The organism is Rhodococcus sp. NCIMB 12038 (genome assembly GCF_002165735.1).
Classification (GTDB): domain Bacteria; phylum Actinomycetota; class Actinomycetes; order Mycobacteriales; family Mycobacteriaceae; genus Rhodococcus_F.
On record NZ_NHML01000035.1, the window covers coordinates 1 to 17,598 of the forward strand.

At 66.9% G+C, this 17,598-nt stretch carries 6 protein-coding genes; 2 read left to right on the plus strand and 4 right to left on the minus strand.

Translation table 11 applies throughout. The features are described from left to right. Nucleotides 1-93: 93 nt before the first annotated feature. Entirely contained in the window at nucleotides 94-7,221 is a 7,128-nt protein-coding gene (locus CA951_RS35570; RefSeq protein WP_256974219.1) for a non-ribosomal peptide synthetase, read from the plus strand. A 70-nt stretch (nucleotides 7,222-7,291) separates the two neighbouring features. Here the strand turns inward: CA951_RS35570 and CA951_RS35575 are convergent, their stop codons facing one another. From CA951_RS35575 to CA951_RS35585, 3 genes are all read right to left on the minus strand, one after another. After that, nucleotides 7,292-8,740, minus strand: coding sequence for a dynamin family protein (locus CA951_RS35575; protein WP_087561345.1), 1,449 nt, complete (start codon nucleotides 8,738-8,740; stop codon nucleotides 7,292-7,294). Then, nucleotides 8,737-10,482, minus strand: coding sequence for a dynamin family protein (locus CA951_RS35580; protein WP_087561346.1), 1,746 nt, complete (start codon nucleotides 10,480-10,482; stop codon nucleotides 8,737-8,739). The genes CA951_RS35575 and CA951_RS35580 overlap by 4 nt, the downstream gene beginning before the upstream one ends. A gap of 87 nt (nucleotides 10,483-10,569) precedes the next feature. Further along, complete coding sequence (locus tag CA951_RS35585) at nucleotides 10,570-12,036, minus strand: hypothetical protein (RefSeq protein WP_087561347.1); 1,467 nt, start codon at nucleotides 12,034-12,036, stop codon at nucleotides 10,570-10,572. Between the two features lie 248 nt (nucleotides 12,037-12,284). Between CA951_RS35585 and CA951_RS35590 the strand changes: the two genes are divergently transcribed. Then, complete coding sequence (locus tag CA951_RS35590) at nucleotides 12,285-13,805, plus strand: Hsp70 family protein (protein WP_087561348.1); 1,521 nt, start codon at nucleotides 12,285-12,287, stop codon at nucleotides 13,803-13,805. Between the two features lie 56 nt (nucleotides 13,806-13,861). On the opposite strand, the gene CA951_RS35595 is transcribed toward CA951_RS35590, so the two are convergent. Further along, nucleotides 13,862-17,158: a (Fe-S)-binding protein gene (locus CA951_RS35595; RefSeq protein ID WP_087561349.1), complete on the minus strand. Its 3,297-nt coding sequence runs from the start codon at nucleotides 17,156-17,158 to the stop codon at nucleotides 13,862-13,864. Nucleotides 17,159-17,598 lie beyond the last annotated feature (440 nt).

Consider the following 17,598-nt stretch of genomic DNA (forward strand, 5'->3'; position numbering starts at 1 on the left):
CGGGTGATCTTCGAGGCGTCGACGGTCGCGGCGCTGGCGGTGCGGGCCGAGCAGCATGCCGGTGAGGGTGGGCGGCCGGCGTTGACGCGTCGGGTGCGGCCGGCGCGGATCCCGTTGTCGTTGGCGCAGCAGCGGATGTGGTTCTTCAATCAGTTCGACCCGGAGTCGGCGGCCTTCAACATACCCCTGGCAATTCGGCTGTCCGGTGATCTGGACATCGAATTGCTGCGGACCGCACTGGTCGACGTGATCGACCGGCACGAAGCGTTGCGCACGATGTTCCCGGACTCGGACCAAGGGCCGTCTCAGGTGGTCGTCCCCACGTCGGCGCTCTCGCTGAGTGTGACGCCGGAGCGGGTCGCTCCGGAGGAGGCTCATGCCCTCGTGTTCGACTTCGTCGGGCGCGGGTTCGACGTGGCCTGGGAAGTCCCGTTGCGCGTGAAGCTGTTCCAGCTAGACGGCAACGAGTTCGTCCTGGTGATGGTGGTGCACCACATTTCCAGCGACGGCGGCTCGGCCGCGCCGATGTCGCGCGACCTCGTGGTGGCGTATGCCGCCCGGCATGAGGGGCATGCGCCAGGCTGGTCGCCGCTCGAGGTGCAGTACGCGGACTACACCCTGTGGCAGCGGGAGATTCTCGGCGCGCAGGACGATCCGAAGTCACTGATCTCGGAACAAATGCGGTACTGGACCGAGGTTCTGGCGGATCTACCGGAGATGGTGGAGTTGCCGACGGATCATCTGCGTCCGGCCGTACAATCGCCGCGCGGCGCCAAGGTCGGCTTCACCCTGAGTCCCAATCTGGCCGGGCGTATCGACCAGCTCGCACGAGAATATAACTCGACCTTCTTCATGGTCGCCCACGCGTCGCTGGCAGTGCTGATGGCCCGCCTGAGTGGAACTGAGGACATCCCCATCGGCACACAGATCGCCGGACGCGGCGAGGCGGCACTCGACGACCTCATCGGCATGTTCGGAAACACGCTGGTGCTGCGCACCCGCGTCGACCCCGCGAAATCCTTCGCAGATATTCTGGCCGACGTCCGGGAAGTCGACCTCGCCGCATTCGGCAACCCCGACGTTCCGCTGGAACGCCTGGTGGAAGTCCTCAATCCCACGCGCTCCACGGCCCGTTCGGCGCTGTTCCAGGTACTGCTGGTTGTTCACAATTTCGCCCGGCCCAGGATAACTCTGCCGGGCCTCGAGATCGCCCCGCTGGAAACGGACGTCGTCGGTGCGAAACTCGATCTCGAGATCCACTTCACCGGCACTTCGGATTCCGAGGGGCATCGGACCGGAATCGAGGGATCGATCGTGTATGCGCTCGACCTGTTCCAGGAATCGACCGTCGCCCGATTCGCGAACCAACTCGTCACCATCCTCGAGGCGGTCACACGTGATGTGACCACACCGGTCGGCGAGATCGAGTTGCGAAGCGTCGACGAGTGTGCGGCGATGGATCGATGGAACGCCACCGCCGCGGTTGTCGAGGACGGGAACCTGGTTCAGCTCTTCGACGATCAGGTACGCCGGACGCCGGACGCGGTGGCGGTGGTATTCGAGGAACAGTCGTTGACCTACGCCGAGTTCGATTCTCGCGCGAATCGGCTCGCCCGCTACTTGATCTCACGAGGGGTGGGACCGGAGTCGCTGGTGGGGCTGGGCATGAGTCGCTCCCTCGAGATGATGGTGAGCATTTACGCCGTGCTCAAAGCCGGTGCCGGGTACCTGCCGCTGGATCCGGAACATCCTGCACACCGCACCGAGTACGTGATTGCGACCGCGAAGCCCGTCGTGGTGCTGACCACGTCCACGGACCGTGGTGACCTGCCGGCGTCGGTGGACGCCGACGAAGTCGACATCCTGGACCTGTCGGTCTTCGACACGGAGACGGTGACCGACGCGTCCAGGCGGGCGCCGCTGCGGTCCGAGAATCTCGCGTACGTAATCTTCACGTCCGGATCCACCGGGCGACCGAAAGGCGTCGCGGTCAGCCACCGCTCGGTGGTGAACCAGATCGAGTGGATGCGTGGCCGCTACGCGCTCGGCGATCGCGACACGGTGCTGCACAAGACGCCCATCGCGTTCGACGCGTCGGTGTGGGAGTTGTTCTATCCACTCCAGGTCGGTGCTCGATTGGTGATTGCCGCGCCTGGCGGACATCGTGATCCCGAATACCTGATGCGGATGTCCGACCGGTGGCACGTCACGATCTTGGAATTCGTGCCGTCGATGCTCGCGTTGTTCCTCGCGGAATCGTCGTTCGCACTGCCGCGGTCGCTGCGGTACGTCTCGGTCGGCGGCGAGGCGCTGCCCTCGGACTTGACCGCTCGGTTCGCCGCGCGCACCGAGGCAGTGCTGGACAATACCTACGGTCCGACGGAAGCCACGGTGACCTCGACCGTGCATCGCTGCCTGCGGGGCGTGTCGGGTCCGATACCGATCGGGAGGCCGATAAGGAACACCCGCACGTTCGTGCTGGACCGCCGGTTACACCGCGTGCCCGTCGGCGTGCCGGGGGAGTTGTATCTCGCCGGAATCCAGGTCGCCCGCGGCTATCACACCCGCGGGGCGCTTACGGCAGAACGTTTCGTTGCCAGTCCCTTTGCCGACTCCGGTGAGCGGCTCTACCGCACGGGTGATCTGGTGCGGTGGAATTCGAACGGTAACCTCGAGTATCTGGGCCGCACCGATTCTCAGGTGAAGGTGCGTGGCCTGCGGATCGAACTCGGGGAGATCGAGACCGCACTGACGGCAGACGAGTCGGTGGACCAGGCCGTGGTGGTCGTGCGCGACGGTGAATTCGGTCAGCAGCTGGTCGGTTATGTGCTGCCGACCAGCGGGCGAACCGTCGACGTCGAGGCGGCACTCGAGGTGGTGAGTACTTCGCTGCCGAAGTACATGGTGCCCGACGTACTGATGGTCCTCGACGAGTTGCCTTTGAATCCCAGTGGGAAGCTCGACCGACGGGCGTTGCCCGCGCCGTCGTTCGTCGTCCGGGAGTTTCGGGCGCCGACCACGCCGGTCGAGGAGNTCGTGGCGGGGATTTTCGCGGAGGTGCTCGGGCTCGAGCGGGTCGGTCTGGACGACGATTTCTTTGCGTTGGGCGGTAATTCGTTGGTTGCGACGCAGGTGGCGTCCCGGTTGGGTGCGGCGTTGGACACCCGTGTGCCGGTTCGGGTGATCTTCGAGGCGTCGACGGTCGCGGCGCTGGCGGTGCGGGCCGAGCAGCATGCCGGTGAGGGTGGGCGGCCGGCGTTGACGCGTCGGGTGCGGCCGGCGCGGATCCCGTTGTCGTTGGCGCAGCAGCGGATGTGGTTCCTCAACCAGTTCGACCCGGAGTCGGCGGCATACAACATTCCGCTTGTCCTCCGCCTGTCCGGTGAACTGGATGTGGCAGCGATACAGGCCTCGGTGCTCGACGTGTTCGCTCGGCACGAGGCGCTGCGCACGGTGTTCCCGGATTCGGACCACGGGCCGACGCAGAACATCGTGCACGCGTCGGGAGTGTCGCTGGACCTGACGACGATTCCGGTCGAGGGCGAGGAAGAGCTGCGGATGCGGGTGGCTGCATTGCTCGCGGCGGGATTCGACGTCACGGAGTCGGTGCCGGTGCGCGGGGCGCTGTACCGGGTGTCGACGTCCGAGCACGTCTTGGCGGTGGTGGTGCACCATATTTGCGCGGACGGCTTCTCGACGGGACCGATGGTCCGAGACATGCTGGTGGCATATGCCTCCCGGCACGCAGGACATGAGCCGTCCTGGGCGCCGATGCCGGTGCAGTATGCGGATTACGCGATGTGGCAGCGGGAAGTGCTGGGTTCGGAGGACGATCCGGGGTCGCTGATGGCGCAGCAGGTCGCGTACTGGGCGGGTGCGTTGTCAGGGCTGCCGGATGCCATCGCGCTGCCGACCGACAGGCCACGGCCGCCGATGCGGACGGGCCTCGGTTCCAGCGTGGATTTCACCGTGCCGGCGACAACGGTGGCGCGTCTCGTGTCGCTGGCGCGAGGCGCGGGTGCGACGCCGTTCATGGTGGTGCATGCGGCGTTGGCGGTGCTCTTGGCGAGGCTGAGTGGGTCGACCGATATCGCGATCGGCTCGCCGGTCGCCGGCCGTGGGGATGCGGCGTTGGACGATCTGGTGGGCATGTTCGTCAATACGTTGGTACTGCGGGCTCGGTATGAGCCGGGCGAATCATTCGCGGAGCTACTGGGGCGGGTGCGCCATGTCGATCTCGAGGCTTTCTCTCGAGCGGATGTTCCGTTCGAGCGATTGGTGGAAGATCTGAATCCGATTCGGTCGCAGTCGTTCTCTCCGTTGTTCCAGGTGATGTTGGCGTTCCAGAATTTCAGTCGGCCCGCGGTGACGCTTCCGGGATTGACTGTCTCGCCGGTGGAGGTCGATCAGCAAGCGGTGCAGTTCGACCTGTCGATGACGGTGGGTGAGCCGCCGGATGGCGGGGATGGTTTCGTGGGACGGCTGGCCTACGCGACGGATGTTTTCGACAGCGCGACGGTGCGCGAGATCGCGGGGCGGTTCGTGCGGGTTCTCGAAGCGGTGGTGGATGATCCGATGATGCCGGTGGGCGACATCGCGATCGTCGAAGAGAACGAGCGGCGTCAGATACTGCGCGAATGGAACATCACGGGACACGACGTCCCGGAGGGACTGCTGCTCGACGGATTCGATGCGCAGGTGGCCCGAACACCGGATGCCACGGCAGTCGTGTATGACGACGAGTCGCTGTCGTACGCCGAGTTCGCTGCTCGGGTGAACCGATTGGCTCGCAGATTGATCGACGAGGGGGTGGGACCGGAGTCCGTGGTGGCCCTGGGGATGCGCCGGTCGCTGGAGTTGGTGACAGGGATCTACGCGGTGCTCCGAACCGGTGCCGCATTCGTGCCCTTGGACCCGGACCAACCCCCGGAACGCAACGACTACATCCTGGAAACCGCAGCACCCGTGTGTGTCCTGTCCACCTCCCGAGGCGGATTCGTCACGTCTCGGAATCGAGTGCTGAACATCGACACCCTGGACTTGTCGGCGTATTCGTCCGAATCGAGTGGGCAGTCCGAAGTCGTGGCATCCGCACGGCCGGACAATCTGGCGTACGTAATCTTTACCTCGGGATCGACCGGACGGCCCAAAGGTGTTGCGGTCAGCCACCGCGCGATTGTCAACCAAATGTCGTGGTTGGCTGCGGAATACGAGTTCGATGACTCCGATGTCGTGCTGCACAAGACGCTGGTGACGTTCGACGTATCGATGTGGGAACTACTGGTTCCGCTGGCCGTCGGTGCCCGGATGATCGTCGCGCGTCCCGACGGACATCGGGATCCGGACTATCTGCTGTCGCTGATGGAAGACGCCGGTATCACCGTGGCCGCGTTCGTACCGTCGATGTTGGCGGTGCTCCTGGCCGATCCCGAGGTGTGTCTACCGGATTCGTTGCGGTGTGTGTTTGCCGGTGGCGAAGAACTGCCGGTGGAATTGTCCGCGCGATGGGCTTCGCGGTCGAATGCTCGTCTCGACAACAAGTACGGTCCCACCGAATGTGCGGTCACTGCGACGTCCCACCGATGCGACGGACTCGAGCGGGAATCGGTACCGATCGGTGCACCTGTATGGAACACCACCGCACTGGTCTTGGATCGACGACTCCACCCGGTGCCCATCGGGGTCGAAGGAGAGCTGTATCTGGCGGGTGTGCAGCTGTCACGCGGCTATCATCGCCGCCCGGGGTTGACGGCGGAGCGATTCGTGGCCGATCCGTTCGGGGTAGCAGGGACGCGTCTCTATCGGACGGGAGACCTGGTCAAATGGAACCCACGCGGGCAGCTGGTGTATCTGGGTCGGTTGGACTCTCAGGTGAAGGTGCGTGGGCTGCGTATCGAGCTCGGCGAGATCGAGACCGCGCTCATGGCGCAGGAGTCGATCGCGCAGGCCGTTGTGATCGTGCACGACGGCGACTTCGGTCAGCAGCTGGTCGGGTATCTGGTCCCCGCGGCAGGTCGGTCGGTCGACGTGGAATCCGCCCGCACCACGGCGGCCAGGTCGCTGCCCCGGTACATGGTGCCGGATGTACTGATGGTGCTCGACGAATTGCCTCTGACCGCGAGCGGCAAGCTCGATCGGAAGGCCTTGCCGGCCCCGGGGTTCACGAAGCGGGAGTTCCGGGCGCCGACGACGCGCGTCGCGCGTGTCGTCACCGCGGCCTTCGCCGACATGCTCGGTGTCGAACAGGTGGGGCTGGATGACGACTTCTTCGCGTTGGGCGGCAACTCCCTTCTCGCGCCGAGGATCGTCGCCCGATTGCAGCACGACCTGAGTGCGGCAGTCCCGTTGCAGTGGCTGTTCACCGATCCCAGCGTCGAAGCATTGGCCGCCCGGATCGAGAACGGAGCCACGGGTACGGCAGGGGAAGGGTTCGAGCCGCTGCTTCCGATCCGGGCGGACGGTGAAGCGGGGGCGCCGCTGTTTTGTATCCATCCCATCGTCGGACTGTCGTGGTGCTACTCGGGTCTACGGCAGTACATCGACCCTGATCTGCCGATCTATGGGATCCAGAGTCCGTCGATTCTCGAGGACAGCTATCTTCCGGAGTCTCTCGATGACCTTGCGGACCGTTACGTCCGTGAGATCCGTAAAATCCAGCCATCCGGTCCGTACCGACTGCTCGGCTGGTCACTCGGCGGTGTCATCGCACACGCGATGGCGGTCCGGATTCAGGCAGCCGGCGAGAGTGTGGATTTGCTGGCGATGATGGACAGCTTCGCCGGTGCGGGGGTGGCCGAGGAAGAGTCGGCCACGGATGTCTCGGTGAGTGAGCTGCTGGGTGGGTTCGGCATCGAAGGGACAGCAGTCGAGCGCATCGCCGACCCGAGCCTGGGCGGTCTCGCTGCCGCGTTGGCTGAAATGTTCGGGCACTCCGTAGCGCAGACGGAGAAGGTTGTGGGGCGGCTCGTGTCGACGGCAGACCGGAACTCGAGGTTGATGTCGGAGTACCGGCCTGCGCGGTTCGACGGAGACATTGTGTTTTTCACCGCGGCGGCCGAGGATGCCACCGGCGAGAGGGCGGCCCGCGGATGGGAGAACGCGGTCACGGGAGTGGTGCACAACCACGCCGTGGCAGTCACGCATTGGCAGATGACGTCACCTGACGCGCTTGCCGTCGCCGGCCCGATCTTGAACGAGGCACTGGGAGAACAAGCAACGTGATGGGTGACCCGGTCAGTTGCGGTCGGCGGCGCTGTCGAAGCCGCCACCGACGTCTGCACGCACCGGCCGGTCAGCGCGCGAGCAGGGCCTCACAGGACCGCGCCGCACACGCGCATGCCTGCACCGTCGCCGTGTCGATGGTCGGGCGTCCCGCCTGGGACCGCCAGAATCGCAGAGCCGTCAGCGCGACGCGTGAGATCTGCTCCGGGGCGGCGTCGGCGGGCATGCCGAGGCGGGTGTGCGGTGACATGCCCTCACCGCCGAGCACCCGCTCGAGCAGCACGACGTCCGAGTCCCGGAGCTGCAGACCGGTCGAGCGCAGGCCCGACAGCACCCGCAGTTCCCGGAACACGTGGGTGTCGGCGAGCAGGCGATCCGCCGCCCGGCTCAGGCTGCGGCTCGCCGACGACGGGGTCCGGGCCAGCACGGCCTTCAGCGTACGGAGCGCGGAGTGCGCCTTCAGTTCGGTGCTGCGCTGACCGAACTGCAGGTGCAGCGTGCGGCGCAGGTCCTCGAGGCCGCTGTGCGTCGTCAACTCGCGGGCCAGTGCCGGCGCGTCGGTCGCGCCCGCGCGGATCAGCATGACCGCGAACCGGATACCGAACAGGCCGAAACTCTCGAGGAGGTCGCGGCGCGGCGTAGGCGGCAGCACGAGGTCGGTGTCCTCCGCCGTGAAGCGGGTGATCGAACGCAGCGCGGACTCGAGCACGCTGTCCGCAACGGTGGCGAGTACCGCCAAGTCGTCGAACTCGGTCTGGCGCAGAGTGCGACCGCGCAGCGCGAGAAGACCCGACACGGGCAGCAGGCTGCGTTGCACCCGGCGACCCGCATCATCGGCGGCAGCGCGGGCCGCGTCGAGGGTGCGTTCGCGGCCGCCCTTCACCTCGTCGGCCCGCGACAACACACCGACGATGCCCAGCGGGCCGGCCGCCGTGCCGACCCGCGTCTGCAACTGGTCGAGCAACCGCACGTCCGCGCCGTCGGTGCCCCGGGTCAGGTAGACGACGGCGTCGACGTCGCACGGGCCGTCCTCGGGGAGGAGCAGCGCCCGGGTCCGCGCCGACACGTCCCGCGAATTCGACGACGTTCCCGGCGTGTCGACGAGTGTGAACTCGCCGAGCAACGCCGACGGCCACCCCACCTGCAGCCGCTCGACCCGATCCGCGGTCACCGTGCCCAGGTCCAGCGACAGCCTGCCCTCGTCCCGGTGCACGGGCAGTCGCGTCCGGCGTCCGGAGTCGTGCGTGAGATCGATGCGCGGGGTGGCGGACTGCTCGAACCAGGTGACCACCCGGGTGCACTCGGTGGCGTCGGTGGGTGCGATCTCCTCGCCGACGAGCGCGTTCAGCAGCGTCGATTTGCCGGCCTTCAGCGTGCCGGTGAGCGCGACGCGGAGTGGCTCCTCGAGGCGGGCGCCGCAGTGCCGGAGTTCGTCGACGGTGGCGGGGTCGTTGCGCAGTTCGTGCCGGGCGGCGTCGATCAACTGGCGGGTCTGGGAGCCCAGACGAGTGACGCTCATGCCGCCACCTGCCCCGCGAATCCGGCGGCCTGCATTCGGATCTGCCGCAACGTGTCGAGTTCCGTGCGGATCTGAGCCGACCGCGTAGCACGGTGATCGTCGTGCATCTTCGACGCTTCGGTCGCCGCACGCAGCGAATCGTCGACGGAACGCAGCATCTCGTTCGCCAGGTCGGTGAAGTGGTCGCGCAGGACGCGTTGCACCTCCCGCAGTCGCTGTTTCGATTCCTTCCCCACCTGGAAGATCACGTCGTCCATCAGCCTCGACACCGCCACCTTCGCCTCCGCCTGCCTGCGGGCGGTGCGCGCCTTGCGGTCCTCGCGATACGTGTTGGCGCCGAGCAGCACTCCCGCGCCGATCGAGAAGGGGTTCACCAATGCCAGGCCGGCCAGGCTCGTGACGAGACCGACCATCAGCACACCGCCGTACGACCCTCGCATGCTGGACAGGACACGCTGCGTGAAACCCTGCGCGCTCTCCAGGGATTCGAGCGTATTCACGGGTTCGAGCACGTGATCCACATTGTCGATGTGCAGGGCGGGAACCGGGACCTTGCCGTCCTCGGCGAAGCGCCCCGCGACCGACAGCGCGAGGGCCTGCGAACGGGTGTGGGCCATCACGAAGTTCTCCCGCACACACGTCGCGATTTCGCCGTCGAGCCAGGAACCGAACTCCTCCCACCGCGGTGCCGGATCGGACTTGCCGATGTCCTCCTCCGCCGCGCGGATGACGGTGCGCAGACGGTGACGCAGGTCGTGCTCGATGTCGGTCATCAGTTCGATCGCGCCGTCGGCCAGGGTGTACTGCCAGTTCGCGGATCGCTGGCGGAGCTGATCCGCCGCCGCGCGGGCCCCGGTCATCTGTTCGACGAGCGCGGCACCGCGCTGCGGATCACGCAGTGTGTCCAGTTCGGCGCTCAGCGACAGCGACAGGTGGTCGGTGACCGTTCGGACGTCGGAGATCACCGAATTACGGAGCACCACATCCGCTTTCGCGACCACCTGGTTGCGCAGATAGTCGACCAGCTGCGGAATGCCGGATTCGACGTCGAGCGCGTCGTCGCCCGCCTCGAGAGCGTCCGCGTGCATCATCGCGGACACCGGCAGCAACGGCAGCGCGAGATCCGCATTCTGCAAGTGGGTGCGGTTGGCCTTCTGGATGTCTGCCCACCGCGGATAGAAGTCGATCTTGTTGACGACGCAGATCACCATCGGGCACAGCTTGTGCACCTGCGTCAGCAGGGCGACCTCGGGTTCGGTGTATTCCTGACTCGCATCGGAAACGAACAGCACCGCATCCGCCGTGGGGACCAGTGCCAGCGTGTCCGCCGCGCGGGCCGGCGCGTGACCGGAGAAACCGGGTGCGTCGACCAGCACCAAACCCTCCGCGAGCAGATCATGCGGGAGGGTGACCGTCGAATCCGGATCCGCCGCGACAGGCCCATACTCGACCACCACCGGCTCCTGCCGCGACCGTGCCGCCGCCGACACGTCCGCGTCGACGAGCGCACCCGCCACGGAACTGACACCCTTGTCGGTCAGGCCGAGCACCACCACCCGCGTCCGCGGATCGGCGAGACGAGACTCGGTGTGCGACAGCCGAGTCAGGAGATCGCCGCGACCCGCAGTCCGGGTCAGCGCCGCCAACTGCGACAGCAGCGCCATCATCGACGCAGTGGTCTCGGCGGGAAGATTCGGGCGCACAGGGGCGTTGGCGGCTGAGGATTCGAGGGTGGCGTTCATGATCTCCGCGAGAGTCGGTGACGGGCATTCGAGAGAGGGGAGTGGCGGGACCGCTGCAGGGGAGTGGGCGGTCCCGCCACGTCGAGGTCAGAACACGTGCTGGTCGACGGTCGTCGTCGCAGCCAGGCTCTGATCGTGGGTGTCGAGCGTGCTGCCGGAATCGGCCGTCAACCCCGACGAAAGACTCGTGGCGCTCGTCGCGTCGAGCGACGTGCCGGTGTCGAGCGTGGTGCTCGAGTCGTATGCGCTGCTCGAGTCGTACGAGGTGGTGGTGTCGAACGTCGTCGCGGTGTCAGTCGTCGCGGTGTCAGTCGTTGTGGTGTCAGTCGTTGCAGTGTCATGGCTGAGTCCGGTGTCCGGCGTCGAGTTCGTGAGCGTGCTGACCGCGGAACTGTGGTCGGTCGACGAGAGATCACTGCTCGCCGTCGTGGTGGTGGTCGGGGTGGACTGGGTGGCCGCTTGGGACTGGCCGAGGTCGACGGCGGGTGCTGTGGCCGTGGTTGTCGTTGCCGCCTCGGTTCGGCCGAGGTCCGCGGTGGGTGCCGTCGCGTTCTGCGCGGCGGTGTCGGTCTGGGCGGCGTTGGTCGATACGGAATTGTTCGGGGTGGTGTCCGTCGACGCTGCTCGCGCTCCCTCGTCGCCGGTGACCGAGGCAGTCTCCGCGCCCCGCGTGCTCTGCTGGTCCGTAACCTGATTCTGATTCTGATTCTGATTCCGGTCCGTGTCGGACGTCGTCGTCGCCGAGACAGGTTCGGTGTTCGTCTGCTGGATCGTCGTGTCGAGAGGCTGCGACGTCACCGTCGCATCGGAATGCGTCGACACCGGAGTCGCCGTGATCGGCTGGGCCGCGGACGTCGTCGTTGCGGGCGCCGCACTCGTCGCCGGACCGGCCGCGGCAGGCTGCACGGCCGACGACGTCTGCGCAGACACCGACGTCGGTGCCAGAGTCGACGGCTGCGTCGCAGCGGCGTTGCCCTGACCGAATGCCGGCTGAGACGCGGAAGCGCCGCCCGAGTTCACGGCCGCCTCGGCGCGGCCCGGGTTGCCGAACGACGTCGATGGTCCGGCCTGCACGTTCTCGTGGGCCTGGTTTCCTGTGGTGTGGTGACTTGCGTCGTTCCGGTGGCCGGCGTTGTCCTGGTGGCTGGTCTCTTCGCGGCCGTTGTTCTGCTGGCTGTCGTTGCGTGAGGTGTCGGCGGTGTGGTTGTCGTGTCCGGGGTTGGCGGTGTCGTTCGCGTGGGCCTGGTTGCCGATGTCGTGGCGGTCCTGGATTCCGGGGGAAGTGTGGCCGGTATTCTCGAACCCGCGACTGTCGTTGTCGCGGGAACCGTCATGCGAATTCTGTTGCGGCTCAACGTGCTGAGTAGGGTGCTCGCCGGTCGGGTTCGTGGGGCGGAGGTCGCGCAGGAGCCCGTCGAGTCCGTCGCGCAGTAGGTCCGCCGCATGGGGCGCGGCGCCCAGGTCGGGCTGCGGTGCCCGTGCGTCGATCTCGGCGTGCGGGGCGGGGACGTCGTGGTCGAGGACGGCCGACGGGTGGATTTCGCTTCTCGTCATGAGTGCTCTTTCATCTTGGTTTGCCCCTTCGAGGCGACTGCCGACGACGTTATGGACCATTCCTGGGAAGACCATGGGAGGACGCTGCACCTTCGCTAGGGGCGTGCGCACTCCACGCACACAGGAACATCGCAGGAAGCGCACAGCGGTCGGTACAGGAAGGCGGTCTAGCGTTTCGACCGGCAGGAAACCCGCCTGCCGTACCACGGATTGGAGATCACGACATGCGGACATCGATGGGGATCAGTATGGGTTCCGACTCGTTCGTGTCCGCACAGATGCACGGTGAATCGCAGGCGCACCACGAGCACGACGGAGTCACGGTGGTGCGGCACGCCGCCGAACTCGCGCTGTCGTCCAGCAGCGCACCGAGGCTCGGGCCGCACCGTGCAGGGTCGCTTCCTCAGGGCAGCATCGTCTTTCGTGACTTCATCGACAGAGTCGGTGACCCGGTTCCGGTGATCGGCGACGACGGGACCCGCACCCCGGCCGTGCAGTTGGTGACCACCGCGCTCGACTGTCTGATCCGGGGCCGCACCCCGGCGCCCGACCATGTGGTGGTCGCGGCCCCGGCGGGCTGGTCGGGATACGCGGTGGAGGAACTCGAGGACGAGATCCGCCGCTGGGGTCTGCTGCAGAACCGCACCGTCACCGCGATCCCCGAAACCACTGCGGCACTCACGTGGGTCGCCCGGGTCGAGAAACTCGACGACTACGACACAGTGCTGCTGTGCGACGTCGGAGCCCACTCCCTCGACCTGACCGTGGCCACCAGGCGCGGCGCCGAATTCGGTGTGCGCCCATCGACGCGGAGCACCGACTTCAGCGGAGACCACGCCGACCGATTGCTGATGGGGCATGTGGTCGCGCTGGTACAGAACGCGGACCCGGACTTCGACGTCGACGATCCCACTCACCGCGGTGCGCTGGCCGAACTCGCGGCCCGTTGCCGGACCGCGAAGGAGCGGTTGTCGCAGGACACGTCCACCGTGGTGACCGTCGAGCTTCCCGGCATCAGACGCCAGATACGAGTCATGCGTTCCGAATTCGAGGACGTCATCCGTGGCTCACTCACCCACGCTGCGAACGCGGTGGCACGTGAACTCGAACGACTCTCCGAGACCGGCACCCCCGTCGACGCCGTCGTCCTCCTCGGCGGCGGAGCGGCGGTTCCGCTCGTGACCGAACTGCTGTCGACTGCCGTGGACGTCCCCCTCGTCGTCTCGCCTGAACCGGCGACGGCGTCCGCCCGCGGCGCGGCGGTGATCGCCGAGCGGGCATCGCTCCGGAAGTCGGGTTCCCGGGTGATGTCGGCGCCGGGACCGCGGGTGCATCCGCCGGCGCCGCCGCGACCGATCGAGGCGGCAACGTCGCGTGTACTGCCTCCCTCCGCATCCGCCGGAGTGCCGACCAGGCCCGTTTCCCCGCCCGCACCGGCTGTCACACAAACCATCGACCCGGTCAGGAAGGCGCCGAAGTCGGGGATCCGGGGCTGGATGGTCGCGGCGAGTGTCGCCGCTCTCGTCCTCCTGGGCGGCGGCGCGGCAGCGACCCAACTGATCGGCCAGGACGACACGCCCTCGGCAACGACGACCACCACCTCGTCCGTCGAACAGGCATCGTCCGCCGACCAGTCCGCGCAGGACGACACCGCGCAGGACGACACCGCGGGGAATGACACGGCGCAGGAATACACCGTGCAGAACCCGGCGCCCGCTCAGCCGATGGGCGGCGGAGGGCTGGGACGCGGTGGCGCCGGGCCGCGGTAGAAAACAGCGACGCCCCCACCGTGATCGGTGGGGGCGTCGCTGGTCACTGCTGTCGGCTAGCTCTTCCGGCCCGGTGCCTTCGCGCCGGCCTTGAAACCGAGCCCACCGGGCTTGGCCTGCGGCGGGGCCTGCGCCGTCTCCGGTGCCTTGCCGTTGGACCCGTCGCCGTTCGACTCCTCTACCTTCGGAGCCTCGGCCGCGGGTGCTTCGGCTTTCGGTGCCTCGGCCGGGGGTGCTTCAGCCGGGGAAGCCTCGGGCGCCTCGGCCTTCGGTGCTGCGGCCTTGGGAGCCGCGGACTTGCGGGCTCCGGGAGCCTTGGCACCGCTCTTGAACCCGAGTCCACCGGCCTTCGCCACCGGAGGAGCCTTCGGAGCCTCGGCTGCGGGAGCTTCCGAAGCGGAGGAGGTGTCGACGACCTCCGGTTCGGCAGCCGGGGGTGCGGCAGCCTCGGGTTCGGCGACCGCCGGCTCGGCCGGAGCGGCCTTCGCGCCGGGAGCCTTCGCCTTGCCCTTCATCTGCAGGCCCTTGCCCGGTGCCTTGGCGCCGGACGCGAGTCCGAGTCCCTTCGGCTTCGCTGCGGGCGCGTCCTGAGCGGGCGTTTCGACGGCGGGAGCCTCAGCGGCCGGTGCGTCGGCGGCCGGAGCGGCGGCCTTCGCGCCGGGAGCCTTGGCGGCACCCTTCATCTGCAGACCCTTGCCGCCCGGTGCCTTCGCGCCGCCGGCGAGTCCGAGGCCCTTCGGCTTGGGTGCCTCCGCTGCCGGAGCCTCGGAGCCTGCGTCAGCCGCCGCAGCGGGAGCGGCCTTCTTGGCGCCGGGAGCCTTCGCCCCGCCGGCCATGCCGAGACCCTTACCGGGTGCCTTGGCGCCGGGAGCCTTCGCCCCGCCCGCCATGCCGAGACCGGGTGCTTTCGCGCCGGGTGCTTTCGCGCCGGGTGCTTTCGCGCCGGGTGCCTTCGCTCCGGGTGCCTTGGCCAGGCCCTTCATCGCCAGGCCCTTGCCCGCGGGAGCTTCCGTGGCGGCCGGAGTTGCGGCGGCCTCCTCGACCTCTTCGACGCGTTCCTTCTCGACCACCGCGGCCTTGGCCTCGGCTGCCACCGGTTCGGCCGGCTTCTCGCGGGGGACGACCTTGATGTTCTCGGTCAGCTTCTCCGGCTCGAGACGCGTGATGGACGAGAGCATCAGCTGGGCGACGTCGACGACCTCGACACCTTCACCCTGGCCGGACTCCTGGCGAGCCGTGACACCGTCGGTGAGCATGACGCGGCAGAACGGGCAGCCGGTCGCGATCTTCTTCGGATCCGTGCTGAGCGCCTCGTCGACCCTGTCGATGTTGATGCGCTTGCCGATGTTCTCTTCCATCCACATGCGGGCACCACCGGCACCACAGCACATGGACCGTTCGCCGTGCCGGGGCATTTCCTTCAGCTTCGCGCCGGAGGCTTCCATCAGCTCGCGGGGAGCGTCGTAGACCTTGTTGTGGCGGCCGAGGAAGCAGGGGTCGTGGTAGGTGATGTCCTCACCGACGGAGGCGACCGGAATCAGCTTCTTCTGGCGGACCAGGCGGTTGAGCAGCTGAGTGTGGTGCACCACCTCGTAGTCACCGCCGACCTCCGGGTACTCGTTGCCGAGCGCGTTGAAGCAGTGGGCGCAGGTGACGACGATCTTGCGCTTGCGCTGCTCGACGCCGTCGAAGACCGAGTTCAGCAACTCGATGTTCTGCATGGCGAGCTGCTGGAACAGGAATTCGTTGCCGGCGCGGCGAGCGGAGTCACCGGTGCACGTCTCGTCGGCGCCGAGCACCATGAACTTCACGCCTGCGGTGGCGAGGAGTTCGGCGACGGCCTTCGTGGTCTTCTTGGCCCGGTCCTCGTAGGCGCCGGCGCAGCCGACCCAGAAGAGGTACTCGTAGTCCTCGAAGCTGTCGGCATCCTGGCCGAACACGGGGATCTTGAAGTCCATCTCGCTGATCCAGTTGAGACGGTCCTTGGAGTTCTGACCCCACGGGTTGCCCTTGTTCTCGAGGTTCTTGAACAGGCCCGCGAGCTCGGATGGGAACTCCGATTCGATCAGCACCTGGTAGCGGCGCATGTCGATGATGTGGTCGACGTGCTCGATGTCGACGGGGCACTGCTCGACACATGCGCCACAGTTGGTGCAGCTCCACAGCGTCTCGGCGTCGATGACCGGGGCCAGCTCGCCTTCGACGGTCTCGCCGACCAGCTTGCGCTCGGCCTCCTGGCGGGCCGCCTCGGGGATCGCCGCCAGCTTGGCGTCGTCGACGGCGCCCTCGCCGTTCACCAGGCCGACCTCGTCACCGCCCATGTCCTTGCGGCCACCGGCGAGCAGGTACGGAGCCTTGGCGTAACCGTGGTCGCGCAGCGACGTGATGAGCAGCTTCGGGGACAGCGGCTTACCGGTGTTCCATGCGGGGCACTGCGACTGGCAGCGTCCGCACTCGGTGCAGGTGGTGAAGTCGAGCCAGCCCTTCCACGAGAAGTCCTCGATGTTGCCGGCACCGAACGTGTCGGTGTCGGGATCGGCGTCCTCCATGTTGATGGGCTTGCCACCGGACATCATGGGCTTGGCGGCACCGAGTGCGACGTCGCCGTCGTCCTCACGCTTGAAGTAGATGTTCGCGAATGCCGCGAACCGGTGCCACGCGACACCCCAGGTGATGTTGCGGCCGACGACGTAGAGCCAGATCATGCCCGACATCAGCTTGACGAAGGCGAAGAACGCAACCATGTTCGGGCTCGCGGGAAGAAGCTTCGCGAGGTTCATCGTGAAGAAGTCGGTCCACGGGTTGGAGTGGCCGTAGGTGGCGATCTTCCCGGCCTTCACGAAGATCATGCCGAGGCCCTCGATGAGGACGACGGCCTCGACGAAGTACGCGGCCTTGAAGTCGGAGCCACCGAAACGGGACAGCCGCGCGGGCACGCGGGGGTGGTTGAGCTGGCGGATGACGATCAGCGTGGTGATACCGATGACCGTGCCGAGGCCGAGAATCTCGTCGACGAAGTGGTAGACGGCGGTGTTACCGACCAGCGGCCAGTGGAACTCCGGGTCGAACGTCTGGCCGTACGCCTCGAACCACACGACGGCTCCGAGCATGAAGCCGACCATGACCAGCCAGTGGGCCCAGCCGACGGTGCGGAACTTGCTCATGCGCGTGTGGGCGATGAACTCGACACACATCTGCTTGAAGCGCGGGAAGAAGGGGCGCCATCGATCCGGGGCCGACTGGCCGATCCGGACGACGTTGACCATCTTCAATGCGCCTGTGATGAAGGAGAACCAACATACGAGGCTCAGCAGCACGCCGATGGTGCCCAACGTGATCGTCAGGGCATTCATGTCGCGGCCTTTCGTTTCAGGGCGGCAGGGCGGCCACCTCGGGACTGCTCGTGATCCTAACGCTTGCTAAGTTACCCGCTGGTAACTTATTGAGCCTACCTGTGGGTAACTTACCGGGTTCGAGCGGGATATCTGCAGCTGGGGCGCCGATGAGGCATGTGGTGCATGCCACAATCGGACTTTCTGTTCGCCACGTTAAAGGGTCGAATTTGCGGCGTTCACCCAAGGTCGCCCTAACTTCGGTGGACGGCTTCGCGGGGCCGTACGAGAGCTCTCTCGGGCGCGCTTCTGTCGGCATTCCGGTCACGAATTCAGCGCGGTTGCATTGCGGCGGGACAACGGCGGGCAAATATTCCGTGCGTCGATGTAGGCGCTGCCGAAAAACCGCCCGACGAGCCTAATTCACCCCATGTAATTCGGGCGAATTGCGTTGCAATCGA

Coding starts and splice junctions, on each gene's coding strand:
- CA951_RS35575 (WP_087561345.1), bottom strand. CDS start 8,740: ATGAGCGTCACTCGTCTGGGCTCCCAGACCCGCCAGTTGATCGACGCC.
- CA951_RS35590 (WP_087561348.1), top strand. CDS start 12,285: ATGGGTTCCGACTCGTTCGTGTCCGCACAGATGCACGGTGAATCGCAG.
- CA951_RS35580 (WP_087561346.1), bottom strand. CDS start 10,482: ATGAACGCCACCCTCGAATCCTCAGCCGCCAACGCCCCTGTGCGCCCG.
- CA951_RS35585 (WP_087561347.1), bottom strand. CDS start 12,036: ATGACGAGAAGCGAAATCCACCCGTCGGCCGTCCTCGACCACGACGTC.
- CA951_RS35595 (WP_087561349.1), bottom strand. CDS start 17,158: ATGAATGCCCTGACGATCACGTTGGGCACCATCGGCGTGCTGCTGAGC.